General features: G+C 42.4%; 25 protein-coding genes and 9 tRNA genes. 24 read left to right on the top strand and 10 right to left on the bottom strand.

What is annotated here, in order from left to right; translation table 11 throughout:
- Nucleotides 1-147: 147 nt before the first annotated feature.
- Complete coding sequence (locus MHB50_RS18665) at nt 148-1,239, bottom strand: glycerate kinase (RefSeq protein WP_340085368.1); 1,092 nt, start codon at nt 1,237-1,239, stop codon at nt 148-150.
- On the opposite strand from MHB50_RS18665, the gene MHB50_RS18660 reads away from it, so the two are divergent.
- The 3 genes from MHB50_RS18660 (at nt 1,145) to MHB50_RS18650 (ending at nt 3,794) form a co-directional block, all read left to right on the top strand.
- On the top strand, nt 1,145-1,405 hold the full coding sequence (locus MHB50_RS18660) for a hypothetical protein (protein ID WP_340084518.1): 261 nt from the start codon (nt 1,145-1,147) through the stop codon (nt 1,403-1,405). The two genes, MHB50_RS18665 and MHB50_RS18660, sit on opposite strands and share 95 nt — an antisense overlap.
- A 57-nt stretch (nt 1,406-1,462) precedes the next feature.
- Nucleotides 1,463-2,176, top strand: a complete 714-nt coding sequence (cwlD, locus tag MHB50_RS18655) for an N-acetylmuramoyl-L-alanine amidase CwlD (protein WP_340084516.1) — start codon at nt 1,463-1,465, stop codon at nt 2,174-2,176.
- A gap of 553 nt (nt 2,177-2,729) precedes the next feature.
- Entirely contained in the window at nt 2,730-3,794 is a 1,065-nt protein-coding gene (locus MHB50_RS18650; RefSeq protein WP_077113881.1) for an Mrp/NBP35 family ATP-binding protein, read from the top strand.
- Between the two features lie 169 nt (nt 3,795-3,963).
- Here MHB50_RS18650 and gerD read toward each other — a convergent pair whose 3' ends face one another.
- A complete protein-coding gene (gene gerD / locus MHB50_RS18645; RefSeq protein ID WP_077113880.1) occupies nt 3,964-4,554 on the bottom strand; it encodes a spore germination lipoprotein GerD in 591 nt (196 codons plus the stop codon).
- A 147-nt stretch (nt 4,555-4,701) separates the two neighbouring features.
- Here gerD and MHB50_RS18640 point away from each other — a divergent pair, with 147 nt between their 5' ends.
- Nucleotides 4,702-5,382 carry a KinB-signaling pathway activation protein gene (locus tag MHB50_RS18640; protein ID WP_077113879.1) on the top strand — a complete coding sequence of 227 codons (681 nt, stop codon included), beginning with the start codon at nt 4,702-4,704 and terminating at the stop codon, nt 5,380-5,382.
- Nucleotides 5,383-5,442: 60 nt separating this feature from the next.
- On the opposite strand, the gene MHB50_RS18635 is transcribed toward MHB50_RS18640, so the two are convergent.
- A complete protein-coding gene (locus MHB50_RS18635) occupies nt 5,443-6,192 on the bottom strand; it encodes a polysaccharide deacetylase family protein (protein ID WP_077113878.1) in 750 nt (249 codons plus the stop codon).
- 142 nt (nt 6,193-6,334) lie between these two features.
- Here MHB50_RS18635 and MHB50_RS18630 point away from each other — a divergent pair, with 142 nt between their 5' ends.
- From MHB50_RS18630 to MHB50_RS18620, 3 genes are all read left to right on the top strand, one after another.
- A complete protein-coding gene (locus MHB50_RS18630) occupies nt 6,335-6,565 on the top strand; it encodes a hypothetical protein (protein WP_077113877.1) in 231 nt (76 codons plus the stop codon).
- A 132-nt stretch (nt 6,566-6,697) separates the two neighbouring features.
- A tRNA-Asn gene (locus tag MHB50_RS18625) sits at nt 6,698-6,772 on the top strand.
- 1 nt (nt 6,773) lies between these two features.
- Nucleotides 6,774-6,846: transfer RNA gene (locus tag MHB50_RS18620), tRNA-Thr, on the top strand.
- 672 nt (nt 6,847-7,518) lie between these two features.
- Here MHB50_RS18620 and MHB50_RS18615 read toward each other — a convergent pair.
- Together MHB50_RS18615 and MHB50_RS18610 are read right to left on the bottom strand one after the other, a co-directional pair.
- Nucleotides 7,519-7,752, bottom strand: a complete 234-nt coding sequence (locus MHB50_RS18615; RefSeq protein WP_321189702.1) for a transposase — start codon at nt 7,750-7,752, stop codon at nt 7,519-7,521.
- Between the two features lie 8 nt (nt 7,753-7,760).
- Entirely contained in the window at nt 7,761-7,928 is a 168-nt protein-coding gene (locus tag MHB50_RS18610; protein WP_321189701.1) for a hypothetical protein, read from the bottom strand.
- Nucleotides 7,929-8,106: 178 nt separating this feature from the next.
- On the opposite strand from MHB50_RS18610, the gene MHB50_RS18605 reads away from it, so the two are divergent.
- Nucleotides 8,107-9,222: a hypothetical protein gene (locus MHB50_RS18605; protein WP_077113876.1), complete on the top strand. Its 1,116-nt coding sequence runs from the start codon at nt 8,107-8,109 to the stop codon at nt 9,220-9,222.
- 1,239 nt (nt 9,223-10,461) lie between these two features.
- Here the strand turns inward: MHB50_RS18605 and MHB50_RS18600 are convergent.
- Nucleotides 10,462-10,617, bottom strand: coding sequence for a hypothetical protein (locus tag MHB50_RS18600; protein WP_171974033.1), 156 nt, complete (start codon nt 10,615-10,617; stop codon nt 10,462-10,464).
- Nucleotides 10,618-11,288: 671 nt separating this feature from the next.
- Nucleotides 11,289-11,393 (bottom strand): YjcZ family sporulation protein, encoded by a 105-nt coding sequence (locus tag MHB50_RS18595; protein WP_077113873.1) that lies wholly within the window; start codon nt 11,391-11,393, stop codon nt 11,289-11,291.
- 428 nt (nt 11,394-11,821) lie between these two features.
- Between MHB50_RS18595 and MHB50_RS18590 the strand changes: the two genes are divergently transcribed.
- The 8 genes from MHB50_RS18590 to rocF all read left to right on the top strand — a co-directional run bounded on the left by MHB50_RS18590 (nt 11,822) and on the right by rocF (nt 13,805).
- A tRNA-Glu gene (locus MHB50_RS18590) sits at nt 11,822-11,896 on the top strand.
- 147 nt (nt 11,897-12,043) lie between these two features.
- Nucleotides 12,044-12,119 (top strand) — tRNA-Val (locus tag MHB50_RS18585).
- 15 nt (nt 12,120-12,134) lie between these two features.
- A tRNA-Thr gene (locus MHB50_RS18580) sits at nt 12,135-12,210 on the top strand.
- A gap of 22 nt (nt 12,211-12,232) precedes the next feature.
- Nucleotides 12,233-12,317: transfer RNA gene (locus tag MHB50_RS18575), tRNA-Tyr, on the top strand.
- A 141-nt stretch (nt 12,318-12,458) separates the two neighbouring features.
- Nucleotides 12,459-12,533, top strand: a tRNA-Gln gene (locus MHB50_RS18570).
- Nucleotides 12,534-12,540: 7 nt separating this feature from the next.
- Nucleotides 12,541-12,613, top strand: a tRNA-Lys gene (locus MHB50_RS18565).
- A 20-nt stretch (nt 12,614-12,633) separates the two neighbouring features.
- Nucleotides 12,634-12,706, top strand: a tRNA-Ala gene (locus MHB50_RS18560).
- 238 nt (nt 12,707-12,944) lie between these two features.
- Nucleotides 12,945-13,805 (top strand): arginase, encoded by an 861-nt coding sequence (gene rocF, locus MHB50_RS18555; RefSeq protein WP_213089078.1) that lies wholly within the window; start codon nt 12,945-12,947, stop codon nt 13,803-13,805.
- On the opposite strand, the gene MHB50_RS18550 is transcribed toward rocF, so the two are convergent.
- Nucleotides 13,802-14,005, bottom strand: coding sequence for an aspartyl-phosphate phosphatase Spo0E family protein (locus tag MHB50_RS18550; RefSeq protein WP_077113871.1), 204 nt, complete (start codon nt 14,003-14,005; stop codon nt 13,802-13,804). The genes rocF and MHB50_RS18550 overlap by 4 nt on opposite strands.
- Before the next feature lie 162 nt (nt 14,006-14,167).
- Between MHB50_RS18550 and sigW the strand changes: the two genes are divergently transcribed.
- The 8 genes from sigW to MHB50_RS18510 all read left to right on the top strand — a co-directional run bounded on the left by sigW (nt 14,168) and on the right by MHB50_RS18510 (nt 20,813).
- The gene (gene sigW / locus MHB50_RS18545; protein ID WP_077113870.1) at nt 14,168-14,731 is read left to right on the top strand and encodes an RNA polymerase sigma factor SigW; all 564 of its coding nucleotides are present in this window, start codon (nt 14,168-14,170) and stop codon (nt 14,729-14,731) included.
- A gap of 50 nt (nt 14,732-14,781) precedes the next feature.
- On the top strand, nt 14,782-15,369 hold the full coding sequence (locus MHB50_RS18540) for an anti-sigma factor (protein ID WP_236017119.1): 588 nt from the start codon (nt 14,782-14,784) through the stop codon (nt 15,367-15,369).
- A 161-nt stretch (nt 15,370-15,530) separates the two neighbouring features.
- The gene (cdaA, locus tag MHB50_RS18535; RefSeq protein WP_077113868.1) at nt 15,531-16,361 is read left to right on the top strand and encodes a diadenylate cyclase CdaA; all 831 of its coding nucleotides are present in this window, start codon (nt 15,531-15,533) and stop codon (nt 16,359-16,361) included.
- Nucleotides 16,354-17,595: a CdaR family protein gene (locus MHB50_RS18530; RefSeq protein WP_083717725.1), complete on the top strand. Its 1,242-nt coding sequence runs from the start codon at nt 16,354-16,356 to the stop codon at nt 17,593-17,595. Before cdaA ends, MHB50_RS18530 begins: the two co-directional genes overlap by 8 nt.
- Nucleotides 17,596-17,630: 35 nt before the next feature.
- Nucleotides 17,631-18,986 carry a phosphoglucosamine mutase gene (gene glmM / locus MHB50_RS18525; RefSeq protein WP_077113867.1) on the top strand — a complete coding sequence of 452 codons (1,356 nt, stop codon included), beginning with the start codon at nt 17,631-17,633 and terminating at the stop codon, nt 18,984-18,986.
- 151 nt (nt 18,987-19,137) lie between these two features.
- Complete coding sequence (locus MHB50_RS18520) at nt 19,138-19,461, top strand: PadR family transcriptional regulator (RefSeq protein ID WP_339165216.1); 324 nt, start codon at nt 19,138-19,140, stop codon at nt 19,459-19,461.
- On the top strand, nt 19,454-20,014 hold the full coding sequence (locus MHB50_RS18515) for a DUF1700 domain-containing protein (protein WP_339165214.1): 561 nt from the start codon (nt 19,454-19,456) through the stop codon (nt 20,012-20,014). Before MHB50_RS18520 ends, MHB50_RS18515 begins: the two co-directional genes overlap by 8 nt.
- Nucleotides 20,007-20,813: a DUF4097 family beta strand repeat-containing protein gene (locus tag MHB50_RS18510; protein WP_340084505.1), complete on the top strand. Its 807-nt coding sequence runs from the start codon at nt 20,007-20,009 to the stop codon at nt 20,811-20,813. The genes MHB50_RS18515 and MHB50_RS18510 overlap by 8 nt, the downstream gene beginning before the upstream one ends.
- Nucleotides 20,814-21,142: 329 nt before the next feature.
- Here the strand turns inward: MHB50_RS18510 and MHB50_RS18505 are convergent, their stop codons facing one another.
- Together MHB50_RS18505 and MHB50_RS18500 are read right to left on the bottom strand one after the other, a co-directional pair.
- On the bottom strand, nt 21,143-21,418 hold the full coding sequence (locus MHB50_RS18505; RefSeq protein ID WP_340084503.1) for an alpha/beta-type small acid-soluble spore protein: 276 nt from the start codon (nt 21,416-21,418) through the stop codon (nt 21,143-21,145).
- Nucleotides 21,419-21,461: 43 nt separating this feature from the next.
- On the bottom strand, nt 21,462-22,613 hold the full coding sequence (locus MHB50_RS18500; protein WP_340084501.1) for an MFS transporter: 1,152 nt from the start codon (nt 22,611-22,613) through the stop codon (nt 21,462-21,464).
- Nucleotides 22,614-22,741: the final 128 nt, after the last annotated feature.

Below are 22,741 nucleotides of genomic sequence, written 5' to 3'. Positions count from 1 at the left end.
CTTTTAACTTCCATCGGGCCTGATGACTTTTTTTTCGGTTATTCCTTCAGATGTATGAGAATCTTACAAGTGAAAAGTCGGGTAGACATTTTTTAGATAGTCCCATTTTTTGTAAGAAGAAGCGACCCGACATTATATCCGCCCTATTTATGTACTTTTATCATAAAAATACGTGCGGCAAACTTGTTCCGCGGTTATTTCCAATAACGGTCGCGCCTGCTGCATTGCACTTTCCAAGTCCATCGGCCGGTTCAGAATGCTAAAAATCCCGATGACTCCATATTGGTAAAGCGTCTCTATGCCTTTGCCTACAGTGCCGGCAAGAATAATGGTTGGAACATGATGCTCTTTTGCTGTTTGGGCGACTCCCATCGGTGTTTTTCCATATGCTGTTTGAAAATCGACCTGTCCTTCCCCCGTGATCACAAGGTCGGCTCCTTTCAGGTGTTCACCCAGTTTAGAATAGTGAAGAACGACATCCACTCCTCTTTTTATGATAGATGGAAAAAAAGCTTGAAAAGCGCCTCCGATTCCTCCGGCAGCACCAGCACCCGGCATATTATGCATCCTGACACCTGTAGCCTGTTCTACGACATCCGCCCAGCGGGTCAAGTTTTGGTCGAGTATTTGCACCATTTCATCTGTCGCTCCTTTTTGCGGCCCGAACACATGGGAGGCGCCGTTCTTTCCTATAAGTGGATTTTCAACATCAGAGGCAATTAAAAAGCGGCTTTCAGATACGCGTTTGTCAAAGCGCTCCATTTGAATGTCGTGAATTTTGCCTAAAGCTCCTCCTCCCCAGCCGATTTCCTTTCCGGACTTGTCCAATAATTGCATACCGAGTGCTTTAAGCATTCCGGCTCCGCCATCGTTTGTGGCGGAACCGCCGATCGCCAATACGAACTTCCTGTATCCTTCATCCAGTGCCCTTTTAATTAATTCTCCAGTGCCAAACGTTGTTGCAGCCAAGGGGTTTCGTTCGGAAGAATGGATTACATTTAGGCCGGATGCGCAAGCCACTTCAATGATGCATGTTTCTTTGTCGCCCAGCACACCGAAAAAAGCCTCGACGGGTTTGCCTAAAGGGCCTGTAACCGTAACGGGCACTTTATGGCCGTTGGTGGCTGCCACAAGGGTTTCCATCGTGCCTTCTCCGCCATCGGCGACGGGAATTCGCTTGGTTTCCGCCTGGGGAAATACATTCTTTATCCCTTTTTCAATGGACAGCGCTGCCTCTATGGCTGTAACGCTGCCTTTAAATGAGTCGGGGGCGATTACGATCTTGATTTTTCATCACTCCATTATGGAAAGGTATTTGCTTGTGTTTGCTATTATACTACCTTTGATGGAAGGAATCATAAAATTCGCATATTTTTTTCCGGATCATGGCTGGAAGGTGTACTAATCCCAGTCCTTGTCCCATATATTTTGATGAGGAAAGGATGGCGGAAGGGGAGGTTCCATGAGGAAGAGGGCGAAGATTATCTTGCTTTCCATTGCGGCCGGTTTGTTGTTTTTAATTATTCAATACGAGTTCTTTCCGAAAGATTCGTTTGACTCGTGGAGTCTTCCGTTGACGGGAAAAATCATTTATTTGGATCCAGGCCATGGCGGGCCGGACGGGGGCGCGGAAAGATCTGACGCTGTTGAAAAAGAGATCGCCCTAGATGTGGCGTTTAAGCTAAGGGATTATTTGCAGGAGCAGGGGGCACTCGTATTAATGACGAGAGAGGAAGATACCGATCTTGCCGATCCGGACATCCGAGGCTTAAGCAAAAGGAAAACAGCTGATTTAAAAAAGAGATTGAAGTTGATTAATGAATCGGATGCAGACTTGTTCATCAGCATTCATTTAAATTCAATTCCGTCCCCTCGTTGGAGGGGGGCGCAAACTTTTTATTCCCCTCATCTTGTTGATAATAAACGGGCGGCCACATTTATCCAAGATGAACTGATTACAAGTTTGGAAAATACAGATCGGCACGCCAAAATCATTCAAAATGTCTATTTAATCAAGCATGCCAACAAACCGGGAGCGTTGGTGGAGATCGGTTTCTTATCAAACCCGACGGAACGGGAATTGCTGAAACAAGATGATTATCAGGAAAAAGTGGCGGTCGCTATTTATAGGGGGATCATGCGGTATTTTACAAATGAAAAAACGCTGGAAGACTAATGTGTAAAAGGAGCGAGACTGGGACACAACTAAATCAGCTGTGAAAAAACGAACAATAAAGTGAAACTTCATTCAGTAGGCATTTTCTTTCACCTCCTACTGAATGTTAGTTGAACCAATCGGGCATTTAGGTGCCGTTATCTCCCACTTAGCCCTTTTATATTCACTCAAGGTTTTGAAGTGGGAGTCTTACGGCATCTTACATGCGGGATAAATGGTCCTAGTATATAATACGCAAGCATTTAGCGTAGTCAACATATGTAGACTCCTGCGGGAATAGCTCGAGCTGAAGATCCCGCAGGAAAGCGGCCTTTGCTTTCCGAGGAAGCTGAAGAGACCTGCGGAAAGCGAAATATTTTGACATAGCGATGATAGGGATTTTTTTAACACAATAAACCGAACAATTATAAATGAATTGTTCGGTTTTTGCTATTTCGTATTTGCTTATGTGCCAGACTCGTTTTATTTGTTGGCGGGCGTCTTTTCTAAGAGAAAAGGACAGATGTGTTATACTAAAACAAGAATGCAAAACGAAAAAGGACGGTGACGAACTTTGATTACTGAACAAATAGCAGTAGATATACTGAATAAGTTGGAAGATCCGCTTTTACATAAGACGCTTGAAGAAACAAATGGGATTGTGGAGGTCAAAGTAAAGGAAGAAAAGGCGCATATTAGTGTGAAAATCGCTTTGGCCAAAACAGGAACACCGGAGCAACTTCAGCTTCAAACAAAAATTGTTGATGTATTGAAAGAAGCAGGTGCTGCAACGGTCGGCATTCGATTTACTGAGCTGCCACAAGAAGAGCTCGAGAAACACCGGGCTTCGGGAAACATGCCCGGGGAAGAGCCCGGTGGATTGCTTTCTCCCAACAGTAAAACAACTTTTATTGCGATTGCGAGTGGAAAGGGCGGGGTAGGAAAATCTACCGTTTCCGTGAATCTTGCGGTTGCTCTGGCCAGACTAGGGAAAAAAGTCGGTCTCGTTGATGCAGACATATATGGGTTCAGCGTTCCGGACATGATGGGTATTGAAGAGCGTCCGGTTGTTCGGGGCAAGAAAATTATTCCGGTTGAGCGCTTTGGAGTGAAGGTCATATCGATGGCGTTCTTTGTTGAAGATAATGCTCCTGTCATTTGGCGCGGGCCGATGCTCGGAAAAATGTTAAACAATTTCTTTACGGAAGTGGAGTGGGGAGACCTCGATTATTTGCTGTTGGACTTGCCGCCAGGAACAGGCGATGTGGCGCTCGATGTCCATACCATGTTGCCTAGCTGTAAAGAAATCATTGTGACAACGCCGCACCCAACGGCTGCGTTTGTTGCAGCTCGTGCCGGGGCAATGGCTTTACGTACGAAGCATGAAATCATTGGTGTCATCGAAAACATGTCCTATTTTGAAAGCAGACTGACTGGTGAAAAAGAATACGTCTTTGGCCGTGGCGGCGGAGAAAAATTGGCGGAGGAACTCCAAACAGAAGTCCTCGGAAAACTGCCTTTGCAGCAGCCCGACTGGAACGAAGATGATTTTGCCCCATCTGTTTATGATGAAACCCACAAGGTAGGTAAAATCTACCGGGAAATCGCGGAGAAAATCAATCAGCAGCTAAGGAAATAATGACAGGAATGTCCACTTCCAGTTCAACATGATTGCAATCAAACAGGCCAACATAAGTTGAAAACGAACCTATAGAAGTGTGAAAATGAAACCGCGTGAAATCAAGGCTTTTACAATTGATTTCATGCGGTTTATTTATTTTTATAGCATTTGTTCCCAGCCTGTTTTTCTATTGGCTATCCCCGCCGCCCTGTTCTTTATCTTTTTTATTGCCGCCTTTCTTCTCTTCTGCCGCTTTCATCATAATTTCCTGCATTTTGGCCTGATAGAGCGGGCTTTCAATTGTTTCTGTTACAACTTCTCGGAGATGTTCGCGGAATTCCTGGCTTTTAAAGCCCTCAGCCAACTCTTTTTGCGTTGCTGGATCTTTCATGATGTCGATCATCATCTTTTGATATTCCGGATCTTTCATTAATGATTTCAGCAGTTCTTCGTGTTGCTTTTGCATTCCTTTGGCCATCGCTTCCGCAAACTTGGGATCTTGAAGTGATTTTTTCCAAAAGTCTTCCGCTTTTTTGGAGGCGAGGGACTGCTCGATCGTTTCGGTGACGACGGCTTGGTCCATAACGAACTGCTGTTGTACTTGTTCATCTGTCATAATATCTTTAATCGCTTTTTTTCCATCATCAGTTTTGAGTATATCAACGACCATTTTTTTAGTTTGGTCATAATCCAATTGTCCTGTCTCCATTTCATTTCCGCCACATGCAGAAATGAAAAGGATAATGCACACCAGGAGCAACAAGACTCCCTTTCTCATGAGGAACGCTCCTTTCTTAATATGTTCCCGATAGTTTTAATATGGGATTTTGTGAAGAATTTATGCATATTCCACCGGGCAATGGCATTTTGTATAAAACATTGTTAAAATCGGTGTAATAAAGATTTTTGTTGGAGGAACACGATAGTGACGATCCGAAATTGGTTACGATTTTTCTTTACAACGCTTTTTTTAGGTGGTATCATTACCGGCATTTTAGGCTTTGTCATTCGCTGGAATGAATTTCAGCCATATTTTACAAAATTTGATATCGGTGCCATTTTATCCACTTTTATATGGCTGGTTGGTGTTGGCTTTATATTTAGTGTTGTCAGTCAGGTTGGTTTTTTCGCCTACTTATTTATTCATCAATTTGGCCTGGGCATTTTTCGGTCGCTTTCATTATGGAACGCGGTCCAAATTTTCTTGATCATTGTTGTCTTGTTTGATCTTGTATATTTGCGCTTTTCATCATTTGCAAGCGAAGGGGAGAGCTTGCTTCCATATATTGGATTAGCCATTTTTATTTTGGCTGCAGGGCTTGTCACCGCTTATTTCAAAGCAAAAACAACCGCAAAAACGACATTTGTTTCCGCTTTATTTTTTATGATCGTCATCACGATCATGGAATGGTTGCCTGTTTTAAGGACAAACGAAGAAAATTGGCTATATTTAATGATTTTTACGCTCATTCCTTGTAATGCCTACCAATTGTTGATCCTGCCCAAGTATAACCGATTATCCGAAAAAGAAATTGCCAGCCGTGCTGCCAAAAGGCAAAAAGCACAGCCAGCCCCTTCGGGAAAGAAAAAAGCGAACCGGACGTGATGGTTCGCTTTTTCTCGGTTATCGATGGGGAGCGCTGATTATGCCCCAAGGATTAGGCCATTATGGAATAATGGTTGTTTTTACCTTTCCGTTAGCGATTAGATGGGAAATCGTGACCATTTCGCCTTTTTCGCGAATAATGGAAATGACTTCAGGGAGCGCTTTCGCTGTTTGGGTAGCGGAATCAGACGCATGCATTAAAACAATGTCTCCTTTTCTCGCCTTCTGTACTTCCTTCACGATTGCTTGAACACCCGGGTTTTTCCAGTCTTGGGAATTTAGACTCCAATGAACGATGGTAAGACCTAATTCATCTGCGATTTGCAACGATCGCTTGTCAAAGTGGCCTGTCGGAGACCGGAGCAATTTGACTTCTTTTACATCGAGTTTGTTCAACACCTCTATGGAGCGATCCATATCCCTGCGTATTTTTTCTTCTTCGATCTCGGTGTAATCCTCATACGCGTAACCCAAACTTCCGATTTCATAGCCCAGGTTCTTTATTTTTTCAACAAGATCCGGATGCCTTTCCGCCCATGAACCTGACAGGAAAAAGGTGGCGGATTCGACCTTTTCTTTTTCCAATATTTCCAGAATGGGCTCCGCCTGGACATCGCCCCAGCCAATGTTAAAAGTTAAAGCAATTCCTTTGTCGCCTTTGTAAATGGCTTTGGGACCATCTTTTCCCGACAAAACCGGTACGTGCACGGATGCTTGCGAGAAGTAAAAGAGGGCTGTAAAAAAAGAAATAATGATAATAAAAAAGCCTTGCTTCACCCGTTTGCCGCTCAGCGTGATAAAAAAGTTCATCTCATCATCCTCTTTCATTCATCCTTGTACAATCTATGCTTGAATGAAAGGGGCATATGCCTGAAAGCGGCAAGAAAAATAAGTATGATCAAAATGTTTTTGGATATAGCTATAAATACAAAAATATAGACGGGGTGTCATCATGCACGGTATGTTAATCAATGATATGGAAAAAGAGGAAATCATTTATCTTTTAAAGAGAGAAATGGATGAAATCTTATTCGATCTTAAAAATGTTCACCTTGAACCAATTGTGAAACGGGCGATGGAAGAGCGGTATCGTACGTTGTTCACCCTTTTTAAGCGTGTTGCGGATCATCGGGAATGTATAAAATATATACTTCCAAGAGCAAACGTAAGGCGGGAGCGGTAAATTTTAAAAAAACGTTGACAAGCCCGGGAAGGCTTGCTAAAGTATAAATCGTTCGCCTGGCGGTTGTTTAATAAAAACCGCTTGAATAATTTTTAAAAATGGTTATAATAATAATTGTCTATTCGTATACAATCCGCAGTAGCTCAGTGGTAGAGCTATCGGCTGTTAACCGATCGGTCGTAGGTTCGAATCCTACCTGCGGAGCCACGCTTCCATAGCTCAGTAGGTAGAGTGCTTCCATGGTAAGGAAGAGGTCGCCGGTTCAAGCCCGGCTGGAAGCTTCGTTTACAATAGCGGATATAATGCGATTCCCGGGTATTCCGGGAGTCGCTTTTTTTCTTTCCTCAACCCCAATTTGCCGACATTTTGACTGCGAAACGTTGTTTCATGATGATTTTCATTGTTCTTTATTGGTTCGACAGTGCGTCATCCAATTTTTTCGTCGCATTTTGAGAGCATGTCCATATACATTCATAGTTGTTTTTATATCCCAGTGGCCGAGGCGCTCGGAAATATTTTGGCATGCACTCCCTCATTGATCAGAAGGGACAAGGTTATACCAATAATGATCCGACCATCTCTCTTGATATCAACGGAGAAAATGGGGAGATTGCTTTGATGACTAAATCTCGATGATAAGGAACTGCTCGGAATCAGTTATAGTGCTTCATATAAGTCCTCTCTGGAGGAATCTGAAAGGCTCTTTAAGGAGTTGAGGAAAAAGCCAAAGAGCTTGAAAAGTAGATCCTGCAGCTGGTTAAAATCAAACATCCACCATGAGGACATTGATTTGGACTGTAAAAAAACATATATGCACAAGGAAAGGCCTGTGTAATGCTATCAAGCAGTATACAGGCTTTGTCATATTTAAATTGGCAAAAGTAAAATAAAACAGTTGTTCGTCTATAGTTACAAGTTAAAAAATGAAACTAAGTGACAGGAATGCACGTATTTTATAGAGGAGGATGACATTTTTTCTCCAGAAAAGGTGAGATAATTGACAAAGAAAACGGTATTTTTATCGCCAGTCCAGTTTTGGTCAGTGACGCAAACACCCGGCTAAGCGTAGAGATGGAAGGGGCAGGCCGACTGATATCCAGGCCACATTGATAACGGAAACGTTTATCTTTGTCCAATCGATGATACAGACCGGTAAAAGTACTGATGCCTTCCAGCGGGGCAGCCATAAGGGCCCTTAATATCCCTTTCTTGGAATGCCCTTCAGCCCCTTGGGGTATGAACTTTTTAAGTGTTTCGCATAAGGTTGCAAGTCAAGAACACCAAAAAAGATGGGCAATTTATCTTTTGACTCTAATATTTGCAATTCCTCAAAAGAAAATAGACTTTCTTGTAGAATATACAATGTGACTTCCTCCTAACGGATTTTGTGGTTTGGTCACTTCAAAATTCTACAAATTAGGGGTGAAGTTCTTTTTTAATACCTTTCAAAACCTTATGGTTCTTGATGTAAAAAATGTGCAAAATGCTCATGATAAGTAATAGCAAAAATGAAAGCCAGAATACTACAAGGAGGATTATGATTGAGGTCAGATTTCAAATATGTACAAAAAATTACCAGACAGTCTAAAGGTTTTCTTTATGGAATTATATTTTTTATTTCTTTGATGACATTAGCATGTGGGATCATGGCCTTCTGGATTTTTTTCTTTACTTCCGAGCCATTAATCGGTCTGATTCCTTTTGTTAGTGGACTTATTACATATATCGTATTGCATTATTCATTTAAACTAGTGAAATCACAGCCGTTGCAGACAGATTTACGAGAAATAAAGGATGGGGCGGTTCACCATGTATGGAAGAATGATGAAACAGGGGAGATGGAAGAAACGTGGGTTCCCTTTAAAGAGATTACAGCAATTTATATTGCAAGACATTCTCAGGCGGTTGGGACAGACTCAAATAGATGGTATATTATTTATCCAAAATTGATCGTCGAATGGGAAGAGGACGGGAGTAAACAATATATCTCTTTTATTGAGGAAAAATCAGATGCCTTTTATGAGTTATATGAGCAATTTCCGGTTGACCAGATTCCAGTGTATACAGCGAATATTGATTTGAAAATGTGGCCGGATCATCTATTGTCAAACGTGTTTGAAGTAGAGAAAGTCAGAAAAGTAGAAAATAAGCGTCCGCTGAAGTTGCCCTTTAAAGCAAGGACGTCGTCATTATGGTCTCCTCCGTTACCGAATGTTAAGGAGAACGAGGAAATAAAACAGGCAGATTTGCGGAAATTTAATGTAATAGGCGTTATTACGTTTACAATCGGATTGATCATTACTTTCTTTTCTCTATTATCTGTCTTTCCACAATGGGCTATTGAGGATGGAGTATTTAGAAGCGATACGTCCATTTTATTCACTCTGATATATGTTTTTCCTTTATTGATTTTTTTTCATGTAAGAAAGAAGTGGAATGTCCACTGGCTCTTTGTTCAAATGGCGGCAGTTGCCTCTATCTATTCGCTAAGCGGTTGGATCGTTACTCGAATAAATCAAGTGTCAAATGAATTTACCGATGCTCTTATTATGGAAGTTTTTATGGCTTGCTTAATGGTGTTCGTATCTTATCTTTTTGGAAAACTTCTTGTTTTGATCGTTGTCATACATGAGAAAATTAACCATAAAAGAAAATGAAAGTACGGTATTGACAAGGTACAGACAAAGGGTAAAAATCCCGCCGAAGGCATTGGCAGTTTAGTAAAAAAGGGCTTAAATAAGCGCTTTCATAAAATATCTATATTTTGTAAGGAATGTCTATATAATAGATTTAGGGAAGGGCACTACAGTGTATGAAGTGCTCCCTGTCAAGTAGACAGTGGAAATAATAAAAATGCTTTATGCGGCTTGTGGCCTAAATTCTGACAGGTAACGAGCGTTAAGAGGCTTGGACATAACTAAAAAGGCCGACTCAAAAGGCGAATGATTATAAAATATTATATCTATTAAACAACAAAATCCGAACAAGTTTCGATTTCTAACTTAAAGAAATTTGAATCATAGTTCGGATTTTTCATTACCTAAAATGCTTTTGTCCCAGCCTTGTATATTAATGAATAGAGGTTCGCTACCTCTGGCGCTTTTCCACAGTGTAATTATTTATACTGGAAGCAGCTGTGGATTAGTGACCCAAACTACAGTACTTTTTAGTAACTGGTGTTTAGAGAGTCTAACCACATCTCTTTGTTTATCTGTTGATCAGTCAGATAACGCTAGACGTTTGATTTCACACAAGGATACAGGGCAAAGGGTGCGTGGCTTGAGAACACAGCGTAATAATAAAGAAGGAAGGTATTTTAATATAGTCATAGAGGCTTGATACGCTTTTTGTAGTTGAATAATCAGGGAATTTTTCCATCCATCCAAACCGTTGGAATATCAATGTTTATGGCATATAGTCCTGATTGGAATGGGACTAGATAATAGAAATGGTCAGGAAGAGGCCGCCAGTGCAAGCCCGGCTGGAAGTTGTTATGAAGGGGAATATAAAGCAATTCCTGAGGAGGTCGGCCGTTGCTTTTTGTTGGTGTCTTCTGCCGGTAAAATTTGAAAAAAGAGAGATGTCTGTCAGCTAATGACGCCTGCGCTTTATGTGACATCTCTCTCCAATAACCATTTTGCTTTCTCTATTTCCCGGATATCATCCAGCCGCTTAAGTTCGCTTTCAATGTACTGCGGTCCATTTAGAAAAAGCCATACCAGCGCAAGATTGGATGCCTTATAATAAGTGGATTCATCTATTTGAACTATGCAACTAAAGTATAAGTTGCCTTCGCGATTAATAGAATCCAACTTCATTTTAACTGCTTGAGCCGCAAGGTTTTCTTTGATAATCTCCTCAGTTGATGTAAATAGGTCGGGTAACGACCCGGCTTTTCATAAATCAGGCTCAGCTTTATGCCTCGTTTCAATAAAATCTTCTATCCATCCACGCAGAAGTGCGGAAGGGTTGATGTATTCTTCCCGACATATGGCATAGAACTTGTCTTTTAGGTCTTTTGGAATCCGAATGCTCATTTGTTCGTTTTTCATTTTCATTACTTCCTTTCATTATTATACATGTCTATATTTTACTAACTCTGCCTATACATTTTCTGAACAAGCAAAACGATCATGATTTTTATGCCTATTTGCCATATGTAAAGCTTGTCTCATTCCATCTCATTTCATGTATTTAAGCCAAGAATGATGAGTTAAACCGGCCATCATACACATACTTTTGTTAAAATCATAATAGCCGGATTGTCCTATCAGCCGAGTGTTCAGAAATGATGGAGGGGACAAATGAATTACGATAGAGGAATGATGGAGCTGGAAACGATCGGCCGTTTTTTACAAAAACTCGGGAGAGCGCGTACGACCTGCAGCTTGCGGCTTTCAAAAGGGAGTTGATACGTATTATTCCCAACATGATCAAAGGGTCTTTAGGTTTGCTGAAGGTTTGGAAATGTTTCGGAACTTATCGGTTATGGTTCGAAGGAAAATGGCTGTTTTGGTTCCATTTTGCTTTCCCTGTCGAAGGAACATGGTTGCTTCACTCCATTCTTCCCTCTTGGATACAAAAGCAAAGCGGCTCTAGACGTGACAAAGCCTGCTCTTCATTTACCGAAGAACAGGCTTTTTTTCGTCTTGTGAAACTAGAAGGAGTTTTGTGTATGACCCTTGACCAGTCTACGGCAAGGGCTTGCATATGGAATCGCTTTTTAATAAAATCCAAATCCTCCAACGAAGGCTGCACCTACGATTACTAAAAGGATAAACAAGACGACAATCAAGGCAAAACCTCCACCATATCCGACTCCACTCATATGAAAGCACCTCCTTGGTGTTCTAATGCTTTATTCTATGTTTCACAGCTTTCTAGGTGCAAAGGGGCGAGTGTTTATAACAAAAATGTGCTAATTCATCATTTTTACAGTAGAAGAGTTCATTTCAGTCACGCTTCGTCCAGCCATAACTGAAGCCAATGGAGGATATGGGATGCCACCTGAAAAAATCATTTTGACATGCAAAACAGCTTGGACTGGGTACTGTCCATTTGAGCCAGGTAATCATTCGCTGCAGCCGTATTGCAGGAAAAAGGGGTATTTACAAAGAATACTATGATGTTGTGAACAAGTTTTTTCATATAAAAGATAAAAAAATGCATTTATATGTTGACATGTGGATAGGGTATCGACTATACTCTTTATTGGGTCGTCAAGGACGGTCCATTTCATTTGGTTTTATATAAGGCGGCCCCTTGGTCAAGCGGTTAAGACACCGCCCTTTCACGGCGGTAACACGGGTTCGAATCCCGTAGGGGTCACCATTTTTATTTTTGGAAAAATTGGGACAAACCAAGCGCATTGGTGTAAAAGAAAGAAGCGCCCAAAGGAAGACAATGTTCCTATAATAACGCATAACATTCTTATGCCCCGTTTTTTCGAAAATACGCCACTAGATCGCAATTTAAAAAGGAGGATTAGCTCAGCTGGGAGAGCACCTGCCTTACAAGCAGGGGGTCGGCGGTTCGATCCCGTCATCCTCCACCATTCATTAAATGGCTTGCCGGCCTAGCTCAATTGGTAGAGCAACTGACTTGTAATCAGTAGGTTGGGGGTTCAAGTCCTCTGGCCGGCACCATTTTTTATTTGTCCATTTTTAGGGTGGGGTAGCGAAGTGGCTAAACGCGGCGGACTGTAAATCCGCTCCCTCAGGGTTCGGCGGTTCGAATCCGTCCCCCACCACCATTTTACATTTCTGTATAGAACGTTTTACAAAAGGGTAATATACATAATGTCTTTTTGAATCAAACTCTATCGGCTCGGGCTTTGCTGCGAGCGGAAGTACCCGCTGCATTTGTAAAACGATTCAAACAAACATTGTTTCAGTGGGCTATAGCCAAGCGGTAAGGCAACGGACTTTGACTCCGTGATTCGCTGGTTCGAATCCAGCTAGCCCAGCCAAACAATCGAGCCATTAGCTCAGCCGGTAGAGCATCTGACTTTTAATCAGAGGGTCGCAGGTTCGATTCCTGCATGGCTCACTCTCTTTTTTTATTTTGGCGGGGCCTTAGCTCAGCTGGGAGAGCGCCTGCTTTGCACGCAGGAGGTCAGCGGTTCGATCCCGCTAGGCTCCATAATTGAATTGTGTTCAACCCGGAAGGCTGGTTATCCGCTTTTCGGGTTTTTATATGCTTATAAATGGGTGGCGGCTTCTCCATGAAGGATACCTGGCATTCTGAGTTCGGTAAAATTGTATATATATGCAAGGTTTTGTCCAGTTGAGTCATGACCACCTCAATTGGTACAATGATTCCAGTTTGATATAAGGGGGAGAACTGGGTGAATCAGAACATATCCATTATTGGAGTCCCGATGGATCTCGGTCAAACCCGCCGTGGGGTTGATATGGGACCAAGCGCGATTCGATATGCAGATGTCATTGAACGTCTGGAGCGCCTGCATATCCATGTCGAGGATTTGGGAGACATTCAAATAGAACGTGTTGTAGAAGAACCCACTGGAAAGTTGCGAAACTTGCGCGCGGTTACCTTTGCAGCAACGCGCCTTTTTCAAGTGGTTGACTCTGTAGTGGGGCATGGGCGCTTCCCGCTTGTTCTTGGTGGGGATCACAGCATCGCGATCGGAACGCTGGCGGGGGTTTCCAAGCACTATGAGAATTTGGGGGTCATTTGGTTTGATGCACACGGAGATTTAAATCCGGTAGAGCAATCCCCGACGGGAAACATTCATGGCATGCCGCTCGCCGCTAGCCTTGGCATTGGGCATGAGAACTTGACAAACGTAGGAAATTACAGTCCAAAGATTAAGCCGCAAAATGTTGTCATTATCGGAGCCAGGGATTTGGACCCCGGTGAAAGGGAACTGATAAAAGAACATTCCATCAAGGTATACACGATGCATGAGATTGACCGGCTTGGCATGGCGAGAGTGATGGAAGAAACGATTCATTATCTGAAAGGGCGGACGGATGGTGTTCATCTTTCGCTCGATTTAGACGCGCTGGACCCGCACGATGCGCCGGGTGTAGGCACACCCGTACTGGGGGGAGTTACATACAGGGAGAGCCATTTGGCAATGGAAATGCTCGCTGAGGCTAACATCATTACGTCAGCTGAATTTGTTGAGGTAAACCCCATCTTGGATGAAAAAAATAAAACAGCCAAAGTGGCTGTTGCCTTAATAGGATCATTATTTGGTGAAAAATTGCTTTAAACATGCTGGCGGCAAGTTCTGTCAGATATTGCTGCCCGCTTGTTTTTTAAAAGGAACTCATATTCATTTAATAGCTTGTCCAGCTGACTGCTTAATTGTATGACGCCCTCGTCAACGAAAGAGCGGGCCAAGCCGAGCTGAATCATTTCTATGCGCTTTTCTTCAATTTTTTTGATCATATTTTTCACTTCGATACTCATCGCAATCCCTCACTATTATGTCTTATCTATCTTTATCCGAATTTGCCTTGAATAAACCTTTTTACCCATGAATGTTTGATAAAATAGAATAGGGACGAAAAAATGAAACCTTTTGATAATATATCCGTATAAAAGAATACCGCGCTGGCGGGAGGTTGTTGAATGGATAAGTTGGTGAATCAAAGAATTAAGCAAGTGATAAAGGGCGACCAGGAAGCCTTCGGAGAGATTGTGGAAATATATAAAGACAAAATATTTTCCCTATGCTTCAGAATGCTTGGAAATCGGCATGAAGCCGAAGATATCGCCCAGGAGGCTTTTATTCGGGCCTACACGAATATTGAGAGCTTTCAGCAAAACCGTAAGTTTTCAACATGGTTGTACCGAATCGCCACAAATCTTTGCATAGATAGAATCAGAAAGAAAAAACCAGACTATTTTCTTGATGCGGAAATTGCAGGAACGGAAGGCCTGACCTTGTATTCTCAATTGCCATCCTCGGGCAAAACGCCTGACGCGGCGGTCGAAACGTTGGAAATTCAAGAAATTGTGCAAAGGGAAATCATGCGATTGCCTGATAAGTACAGGTCGGTTATTGTTTTACGGTATATTGATGATCTTTCATTAAATGAAATCGCAGAAGTACTTGAATTACCACTTGGTACTGTAAAAACAAGAATCCACCGCGGGCGGGAAGCGCTTCGCAAACAGTTGCACAATATGTAGGAAAGGTGAGAAGTAAATTGAATGCTTGTCCAGAGGAAATCATTCTCTATATGCACCAGTATTTGGATGGAGACTTGAGTAGAGAAGATGAGCAAACCCTAAAGGTACATTTACAGACGTGTCCGGCCTGCCAAACATACTTCCAAGAGTTAGTACAGACAGAAGCCATCGTTAAAAGTGCTTCACTGATTGTTGCACCAAATAACTTTACGAATCAAGTAATGGCTCGCCTTCCGAGAGAAAAAAGCAGAATAGGGATTCAGCGCTGGTTCAGAAACCACCCCATGCTGATTGCTGTTTCTTTATTCCTTGTATTAATGGCGGGAAGTATGGTAAATATGTGGAATGACGACCAAAGATTCTCTTATACAAAACAACCCAACTTGATCGTTGAAAACGATACAGTAATCGTTCCACAAGGGGAAGTCGTCACAGGCGATGTCACTGTCAAAAATGGAAATATCAAAATAGAAGGTAAAGTGGATGGAAATGTTACAGTGATTAATGGCGAGAAATATTTGGCTTCGGCTGGTGCTGTTACAGGAGATGTTAAAGAAATAGATAAAATGTTTGAATGGATATGGTATAAGATGAAAGAAAGTGGCAAACTAGTCGTTGATTTTATTGGAAAAGAATAAGGTGCTGCTGCAAGGCTGCTGCAGCAGCTTCTTTTTCTTTTAAATACCCCAGCATCCAACGTACCAGCATCTTTCGGATTATGTTATAATATAAAGGTTCTATATATGTTTAAATCATGTGCACGATGCGTGCTGTTGAATAAATAGATGGAGGAAAGAATATGCCGTTTGAAGACCTTTCGATCATGGACTATTTGTCCCGCATAGTAGATATTCTCCTCGTTTGGTACGTTATTTATAAGCTGATTATGGTCATACGCGGCACAAAAGCGGTTCAGCTTTTAAAAGGAATCTTTGTTATTATCATTGTCCGTTTTCTTAGTGAATTTTTCAATTTACATACATTGGGCTGGATGATGGAGCAAGCCATTACATGGGGTTTTCTCGCAATTATTATCATTTTTCAACCCGAACTCAGACGCGCGCTTGAACAGTTGGGCAGGGGGAGAATTTTTGCAAGAGGTGGAATACAGGAGGAAGAGGAACAAAAACGTAAAGTCGCGGCGATTAGGGAAGCAGTCAGTTATATGGCCAAGAGAAGAATCGGCGCTCTCATTTCCATTGAGAGAGAGACGGGCTTGGGCGATTACATTGAAACCGGTATCCCGTTGAATTCCACGCTCACTTCCCAATTGTTGATAAACATCTTTATTCCAAACACACCGCTTCATGACGGGGCGGTCGTTATACAGAAGAATCATATTACCGCCGCGGCATGTTACTTGCCGCTTTCAGAAAGTCCGTTCATTTCCAAGGACCTGGGAACACGGCATCGAGCGGCAGTTGGAATCAGTGAGGTGACGGATGCTTTCACCATCGTTGTGTCAGAGGAGACGGGAAACATATCCGTCACGCAACACGGCGAGCTATACCATGATTTATCATCGGATGAATTCGAGCAACTATTGGAAAAAGAACTCGTAACCGGCACTAAAGTAAAATACACTTCCTCCTCACTATGGAAAAGAAAGGGGAAGAAAGAACGTGGATAAATTCATGGATAACCCCTGGTTCGTAAGAATTATTGCGATGAGCCTTGCCCTGCTTCTGTTTTTTTCAGTCAATCATGATATGAATAAAAATAACAATCAGTCCAAGCCAAACGGAATGGAAAATAATGAGGTTGAAACGATTGTAGATGTGCCTGTGGAAGTTTATTATGACTCTGAAAATTTGGTTGTAAACGGTATTCCGAATACAGTTGATGTGACCATTGAAGGGCAGAGAAGGTTTGTCGAAGCAGCCAAGCGGCAGAGGGATTTTACCGTTTTTGTCGATTTATCCAATGTCAGTATTGGTGACCGCCGTGTACCGATTTTATATAAAGATTTCTCAGATAAGCTGAAAGTGAAAATAGAACCAGCTTATGCTGAAGTTTCCATCCAGGAGAAAGTGACTGAAGAATTTACAGTAGAGGCGGAATTTAACAATAATACACTTGCAGAAGGCTTTGAAGCGGACTCTCCGGTCGTTGACCCGAAAACGGTCCAAATTACAGGAGGGAAAGAAACGATTGAAAAAATATCGTATGTCAAAGCTTCCATCGATGCAGGGGGCCTTATTACGCACTCGCTCAAGCAGGATACGAAAGTAACCGTTCTTGACCGCCATTTGAACAAATTGGATGTTTTTGTTGATCCGGAATTCGTAACGGTCACTGTGCCTGTCAACAATCCAAGGAAAACAGTGCCTTTAAAAATCAAGCAAACAGGAACACCTTTGAATAGTACGATTATCAAACGGATCGAAACCGACATTAACGAGGTCATCGTATACGGAAGAACCAAGGTTTTGGAACAACTAAAAGAATTAGAGTTGGAAGTAGATGTCAGCAAGATTGACAAAACAACAGAATTGGAACTCCCGCTTACACATCCGGCAGGCGTTAACAAGACGACTCCGGAAAAAGTAAAAGTAAAGATCGTTGCGGAGAAGAACAGTGAGGAGACAAGCCTAAATATCCCGATTGAAAGCAAAGGATTGGCAGAAGGACTTGATATGGAGATTTTAGCACCCGCCGAAGGGGCAGTGTCCATCAAGTTGGAAGGCAACAGTGAGGAACTGAAGAAAGCCGTCGAAAAAGATTTTGAGGTGTTCATGAATATGGAAGGCTTAAAAGCGGGTGAGCATGAGCTGGATTTACAGGTGAGCGGACCTCAAGATGTGAAATGGCAGTTATCTACTGAAAAAGCAAAAGTCCGACTGAAGGAAAGAGAAAATGCTTAAGCAAACATCGGATAAAGAAGGAGCGAAGAAATCATATGGGTAAATATTTTGGTACGGATGGAGTAAGAGGTGTGGCGAATACGGAGCTAACTCCTGAGCTTGCGTTTAAGTTGGGCCGTTTCGGCGGTTATGTCTTGTCAAATAATGTCGAACAGCCAAAAGTGTTAATTGGACGCGATACTCGTATATCCGGGCACATGCTGGAAGGGGCTCTTGTAGCGGGGCTTTTGTCGATTGGCGCGGAAGTCATGAGACTTGGTGTTATTTCAACTCCGGGGGTCGCTTATTTGACAAAAGCATTGGGAGCCCATGCAGGTGTCATGATTTCAGCTTCCCACAATCCTGTTCCGGATAATGGAATCAAATTTTTCGGATCGGATGGTTTCAAGCTTTCCGATGAGCAGGAGGCAAAAATTGAGGAGCTTCTTGATTTGCAAGAGGATCATCTGCCGCGTCCGACTGGGGCAGATCTTGGTTATGTGAATGATTATTTTGAGGGCGGACAAAAATATTTACAATTTCTCAAGCAAACAGTGGATGAGGACTTTTCCGGAATTCATGTGGCGCTTGATTGCGCGCATGGAGCAACATCTTCCTTGGCAACCCATTTATTTGCCGACCTTGAAGCGGATACGTCCACAATGGGTTCATCTCCAAATGGGCTAAATATTAACGAAGGGGTGGGATCGACCCATCCGGAGACATTGGCATCCTTTGTGAAGGAAAAAGGTGCTGATATCGGTCTTGCTTTTGACGGGGATGGTGACCGCCTTATTGCAATTGATGAAAACGGCCATATCATAGACGGTGACCAAATTATGTACATATGTGCCAAACATCTGAAAAGTGAAGGGCGTTTAAAGCAAAATACCGTCGTATCCACCGTCATGAGTAACCTCGGTTTTTACAAAGCCTTGGAAGCCGAAGGAATCAAAAGCATTCAAACCGCAGTGGGTGACCGGTACGTCGTGGAAGAAATGAAAAAGAACGACTATAGCCTGGGCGGGGAACAGTCGGGCCATATTGTTTTCCTCGATTACAATACAACGGGGGATGGGCTTTTAACCGGGCTTCAGCTTGTAAATATTATGAAGCTCGAAGGCAAATCGTTGTCCGAACTCGCTAAAGACATGAAAAAATATCCGCAAAAATTGGTGAATGTCAAGGTGACAGATAAGCACCATGTGACGGATAATGAAAAAGTGAAGGAAGTCATCAAAGAAGTGGAAGGTGACATGAACGGCAACGGACGGATTCTTGTCCGCCCGTCCGGGACGGAGCCACTTGTCAGGGTAATGGTCGAAGCGGCTACAGAAGAGGACTGCGAGCGCTATGTCAACCGCATTGCCCAAGTAGTAAAAGAAGAAATGGGATTGGATCAATCACAATAAGGAAGGGGAGCCATTTGTTTGGCTCCCTTTTTTATTATATAGTACCTTGCAAAGAACAGTACTATATGATATCTTTCACTTAGTTGGTATTTTTTTTAGAAAGGTACTGTACGTTGTATAGTAGTGGTTATAAAAAGTGAGGTGACAAAAGGTGAACGTTCAGTTTAAAAAAGGAGTATTGGAGCTTTGTGTCCTGGCCCTGCTTCATAAACAAGATCGGTACGGATATGAACTTGTTCAAAAAATATCCGATCAAATAGCGATTTCTGAAGGATCGGTGTATCCGCTGTTGAGACGGTTGACGAAGGAAGGTTACTTTAGCACCTATTTGAAGGAATCGACGGAAGGGCCCTCCAGAAAGTACTATAAGCTAACTGAGAACGGTAGAAATTATCTGCAGAAGCTGCTTAACGAGTGGGAAAAATTTACGGAGGGTGTCAACCAATTAATAAAAGAAGGTGTGAAAAATGACTAGAAATGAATTTTTGAAGGTACTCAATTCATCCTTGCAAAATCTTCCAGAGGAAGAACGATTAGATATCATTGAGGATTTTAAAGAATATTTTGATGCGGGACAAATGGAAGGCAAGACGGAAGAGCAAATTTCCACATCTTTGGGTTCACCCCGGAAAATAGCCAAAGAATTGCTTGCTTCTTACCATTTGGAAAAAGTTGAAGCGACAGCCTCGGCCGGAAATATCATGCGTGCAGTATGGGCGGTCATTGGCTTGGGATTTTTTAATGTAGTCATTGTACTTGGACCATTTATCGCGATAGCCGGTATTGTTGTTGCCGCATGGATAACTGGGGCGGCATTCATTTTATCCCCGCTTTTGGTTTTGGCAAATACAATCATTTTTCCCGGTACGTTCGTGTTCTTTGATTTATTTTCATCTTTGGCACTCGCGGGAATCGGGATTTTTATCGTCATTGGAATGTATTTTGCCACACAAGCCATCTCAAGCGGTTTTATCCGTTACCTCAAATTTAATATGAGGATTGTTAAAGGAGGATTAAAACGTGACTAGATTAAAAAAATTGGCGATCATCGCAAGCCTGCTTTTAGTAGTGGGAGTTGTGGGCAGCTTACTGACATATAAATCCATGATAAAGGCAGAAGATGTATTCGAAGAAAAAGAGTTGGATACGGAGAATATCACTGATATACAAGTGGATGTTGACCACGCCAAAGTGGACATTGTACCTATGCAGGCGACAGATAAAATAACCGTTGAATTGACGGGTAAAGTGGCAAAATATAAAAAATATAAATTGGAAGCCAAAACCGAAGGTAATTCTGCCATTATCAAATTAAATGAGAGACAACGAAAGCTATTTAATCTGAACTTTTTTAACGAAAAATTTTATTTGAAAATAGGCGTACCCGAAAAGGAATATGATACGATCGCAGTCGAAGTCGTGAATGGCCTTATTCAAGCAAGCGGGTTACATGTCAAGAGTGGAACGGTGCGGACGGTTAATGGAAAAATTGATTTGAAGGATATTCAAAGCTCAAGTATGAAAGCGAGCTCCGAGAACGGCTCCATTCATATGAATGAAGTCACTGGAGAGTTAAAGGGCAGAATAACGAATGGCAACATATCTTTACTGTCGAACAACTTGGAACGCTCTATCGACTTTGCATCCATCAATGGTCAGATTAGAATCGAAACTGATCAAGAACCGAATAATGTCTCCTTTGATGTTAGTATTACAAATGGCGATGCTGAAATTTTTGGAAGAACAGCGAAAGACGTCAAGTTTGGAAATGGAGAACACCTCATCAAGCTGAAAACGATAAACGGGAAAGTTAACGTGAATGAATAAGATGAAGCGCGCTGAAAAAAGTGATAACAGGTATTAAAGAGGTGGATGTCCAAAGTCCTGAAAAATCGCTCTTCTTAGCTCTAAAAAAATAGTAGAGGCTGTCCAGCTTGAATATGAAAAAACAAAGGGGCCGGGACAGAACCCTCTAAAAATGAATAAACCGCGTGAAATCAAGTTTGAAAAAGGGGTGGTTACCCCTTGATTTCACGCGGTTTTATTGTCGCGATTTTTACGAATATCAATCAGCTTTTAACTTATGTTCCAGCCCCTTTGAATTTTACTCTAAATTGGACTTTTTAGACAGCCCTTACTAATGAATCGTATGTTTTTTAGGGTTTATGCTTCAATTGTTCCTGAGCCATCTTGATCATTTCTTTTACCATACTGCCTCCAATGGGGCCGCCTACCTTTCCGGCCTGCTCCGCCGTTATTTTTCCGTTGTAGCCTTTTTGAAGAGGTATCCCTTGTTCTTCGGCGACTTCGTACTTTACATGGTCGGGATTTTTCATGTCTACCGGATAACCTTTTTCCTTCATCACGCGTGCCTTCATTTTATCTAAAGCTTCCCGTGCTTCGGGAACCAAAATTTTATTTTTCCTTGCCATTTTTCATCCTCCTTTGTGAATAGTATTCCCAGAGGAGGAGAGTTCACGCATTTTTACGCAGTTGAATGGAACCTTTTATAATAAGTAGCAGAATGGCGATGATCAACAACAGACATCCTGTAAATAAAAAACCGCCGTTAGCCGTCAGTTGCAACATTCCGGTAATGCTCGATCCGGCAACAACGCCAATGGAAAAAAATGCATAAAAGTAGCCGTAAGCTTTTCCGCGGTTTTGATCTGTAGTCGATTCAATGAGCAGTGTGTTGATAGATGGAAATAAAAAGGCAAAGCCCGTTCCGTATAAAGCCATAAATAGATAAAGGACAGACAAGCTTTCACCCATGCTGATCAGCAGAAGGCTTACTCCCATCAAGGACATGCCAAAAACAAGCAAACGTATCGGCTTGATTCGATCGAATAGCCGGTTTGTCGGCGAAATAAAAATGAGAACAGCGATGATCCCGAAGGTGCTCAGAAGCATGCCGCTTGTTTTCGTGTCACTTCCAAGCTCCGCCACCTTTAGCGGAAGCATATAGGCTAGTACGCCTTGAGAGAACATCAGAAAAAAAGCTCCCGAAAATGCTTTTACAACGGCAGGAGTTTTAAACAGCTCGAGAACGGGGCGTTCCGTTTGTCTGACAGAAGATTTTGGAGTAATATTGGCAGTTCTTAAAAAAATGAACGCCAAGGCCCCCAAAACAAACATACAGGCTGCGGTTACAGTGAAGACGGTGACTTCGCTTGTCCGGCTTGCCAAAATCCCGCTGAAAGCCGGTCCGGTGATGGCGGCAACCCCAATAAATGCCCCTGAAATGGCGGCACGTTTGCCCTTTTTATTGTTTTCAGATGTATTCGCCATGAATGTAAATGCAGCCGGCATGATTAGTCCCGCTGTACATCCGTGAATAAAGCGCACAATAAGCAGGATATATGCATTCGCTGCCAGATGGTAAAGCAGCAATGAGCCGCCTGTCAACAGCAAGCCGGCCATTAAAAGCCGAAAAGGCCCCTTTTTATCCGTTAAAAAGCCCGAGGCGACATTCCCGATCATATTGGAAAGTGAATACATGCCGACGGCCAGTCCGGTTAGAAATGGCGTTGCTCCGACGGAACCTGCTAGTGGGGTAATGATCGGCAGTTGTGTAAATAAGTCGAAAAAAGAAAAAAAGATAATAGCATAAACGATCGCGCGCATAACGTGATTACTCCCTGAATGTTATTTACCCTCTATTCTCTCGTGTTCACTGCATTTAGGCAAAAGTTACGCATTCGAACATTATATCCACGTCTTAATGTCCATCGGGAATGAGCATATTTCCACGG

The organism is Siminovitchia sp. FSL H7-0308, from assembly GCF_037980985.1.
GTDB lineage: Bacteria > Bacillota > Bacilli > Bacillales > Bacillaceae_C > Siminovitchia > Siminovitchia thermophila.
This window is presented reverse-complemented; position numbering and strand designations above follow the sequence as displayed.

Excerpts from the sequence above, each read along its gene's own strand:
- cwlD (WP_340084516.1), top strand. The coding sequence starts at position 1,463 with ATGAGGAAGAGGGCGAAGATTATCTTGCTTTCCATTGCGGCCGGTTTG.
- gerD (WP_077113880.1), bottom strand. The coding sequence starts at position 4,554 with ATGAGAAAGGGAGTCTTGTTGCTCCTGGTGTGCATTATCCTTTTCATT.
- MHB50_RS18635 (WP_077113878.1), bottom strand. The coding sequence starts at position 6,192 with ATGAACTTTTTTATCACGCTGAGCGGCAAACGGGTGAAGCAAGGCTTT.
- MHB50_RS18630 (WP_077113877.1), top strand. The coding sequence starts at position 6,335 with ATGCACGGTATGTTAATCAATGATATGGAAAAAGAGGAAATCATTTAT.
- MHB50_RS18615 (WP_321189702.1), bottom strand. The coding sequence starts at position 7,752 with ATGGCTGCCCCGCTGGAAGGCATCAGTACTTTTACCGGTCTGTATCAT.
- MHB50_RS18600 (WP_171974033.1), bottom strand. The coding sequence starts at position 10,617 with ATGAAAAACGAACAAATGAGCATTCGGATTCCAAAAGACCTAAAAGAC.
- MHB50_RS18595 (WP_077113873.1), bottom strand. The coding sequence starts at position 11,393 with ATGAGTGGAGTCGGATATGGTGGAGGTTTTGCCTTGATTGTCGTCTTG.
- rocF (WP_213089078.1), top strand. The coding sequence starts at position 12,945 with ATGGATCTCGGTCAAACCCGCCGTGGGGTTGATATGGGACCAAGCGCG.
- MHB50_RS18550 (WP_077113871.1), bottom strand. The coding sequence starts at position 14,005 with ATGAGTATCGAAGTGAAAAATATGATCAAAAAAATTGAAGAAAAGCGC.
- sigW (WP_077113870.1), top strand. The coding sequence starts at position 14,168 with ATGGATAAGTTGGTGAATCAAAGAATTAAGCAAGTGATAAAGGGCGAC.
- MHB50_RS18540 (WP_236017119.1), top strand. The coding sequence starts at position 14,782 with ATGCACCAGTATTTGGATGGAGACTTGAGTAGAGAAGATGAGCAAACC.
- cdaA (WP_077113868.1), top strand. The coding sequence starts at position 15,531 with ATGCCGTTTGAAGACCTTTCGATCATGGACTATTTGTCCCGCATAGTA.
- glmM (WP_077113867.1), top strand. The coding sequence starts at position 17,631 with ATGGGTAAATATTTTGGTACGGATGGAGTAAGAGGTGTGGCGAATACG.
- MHB50_RS18515 (WP_339165214.1), top strand. The coding sequence starts at position 19,454 with ATGACTAGAAATGAATTTTTGAAGGTACTCAATTCATCCTTGCAAAAT.
- MHB50_RS18505 (WP_340084503.1), bottom strand. The coding sequence starts at position 21,418 with ATGGCAAGGAAAAATAAAATTTTGGTTCCCGAAGCACGGGAAGCTTTA.
- MHB50_RS18500 (WP_340084501.1), bottom strand. The coding sequence starts at position 22,613 with ATGCGCGCGATCGTTTATGCTATTATCTTTTTTTCTTTTTTCGACTTA.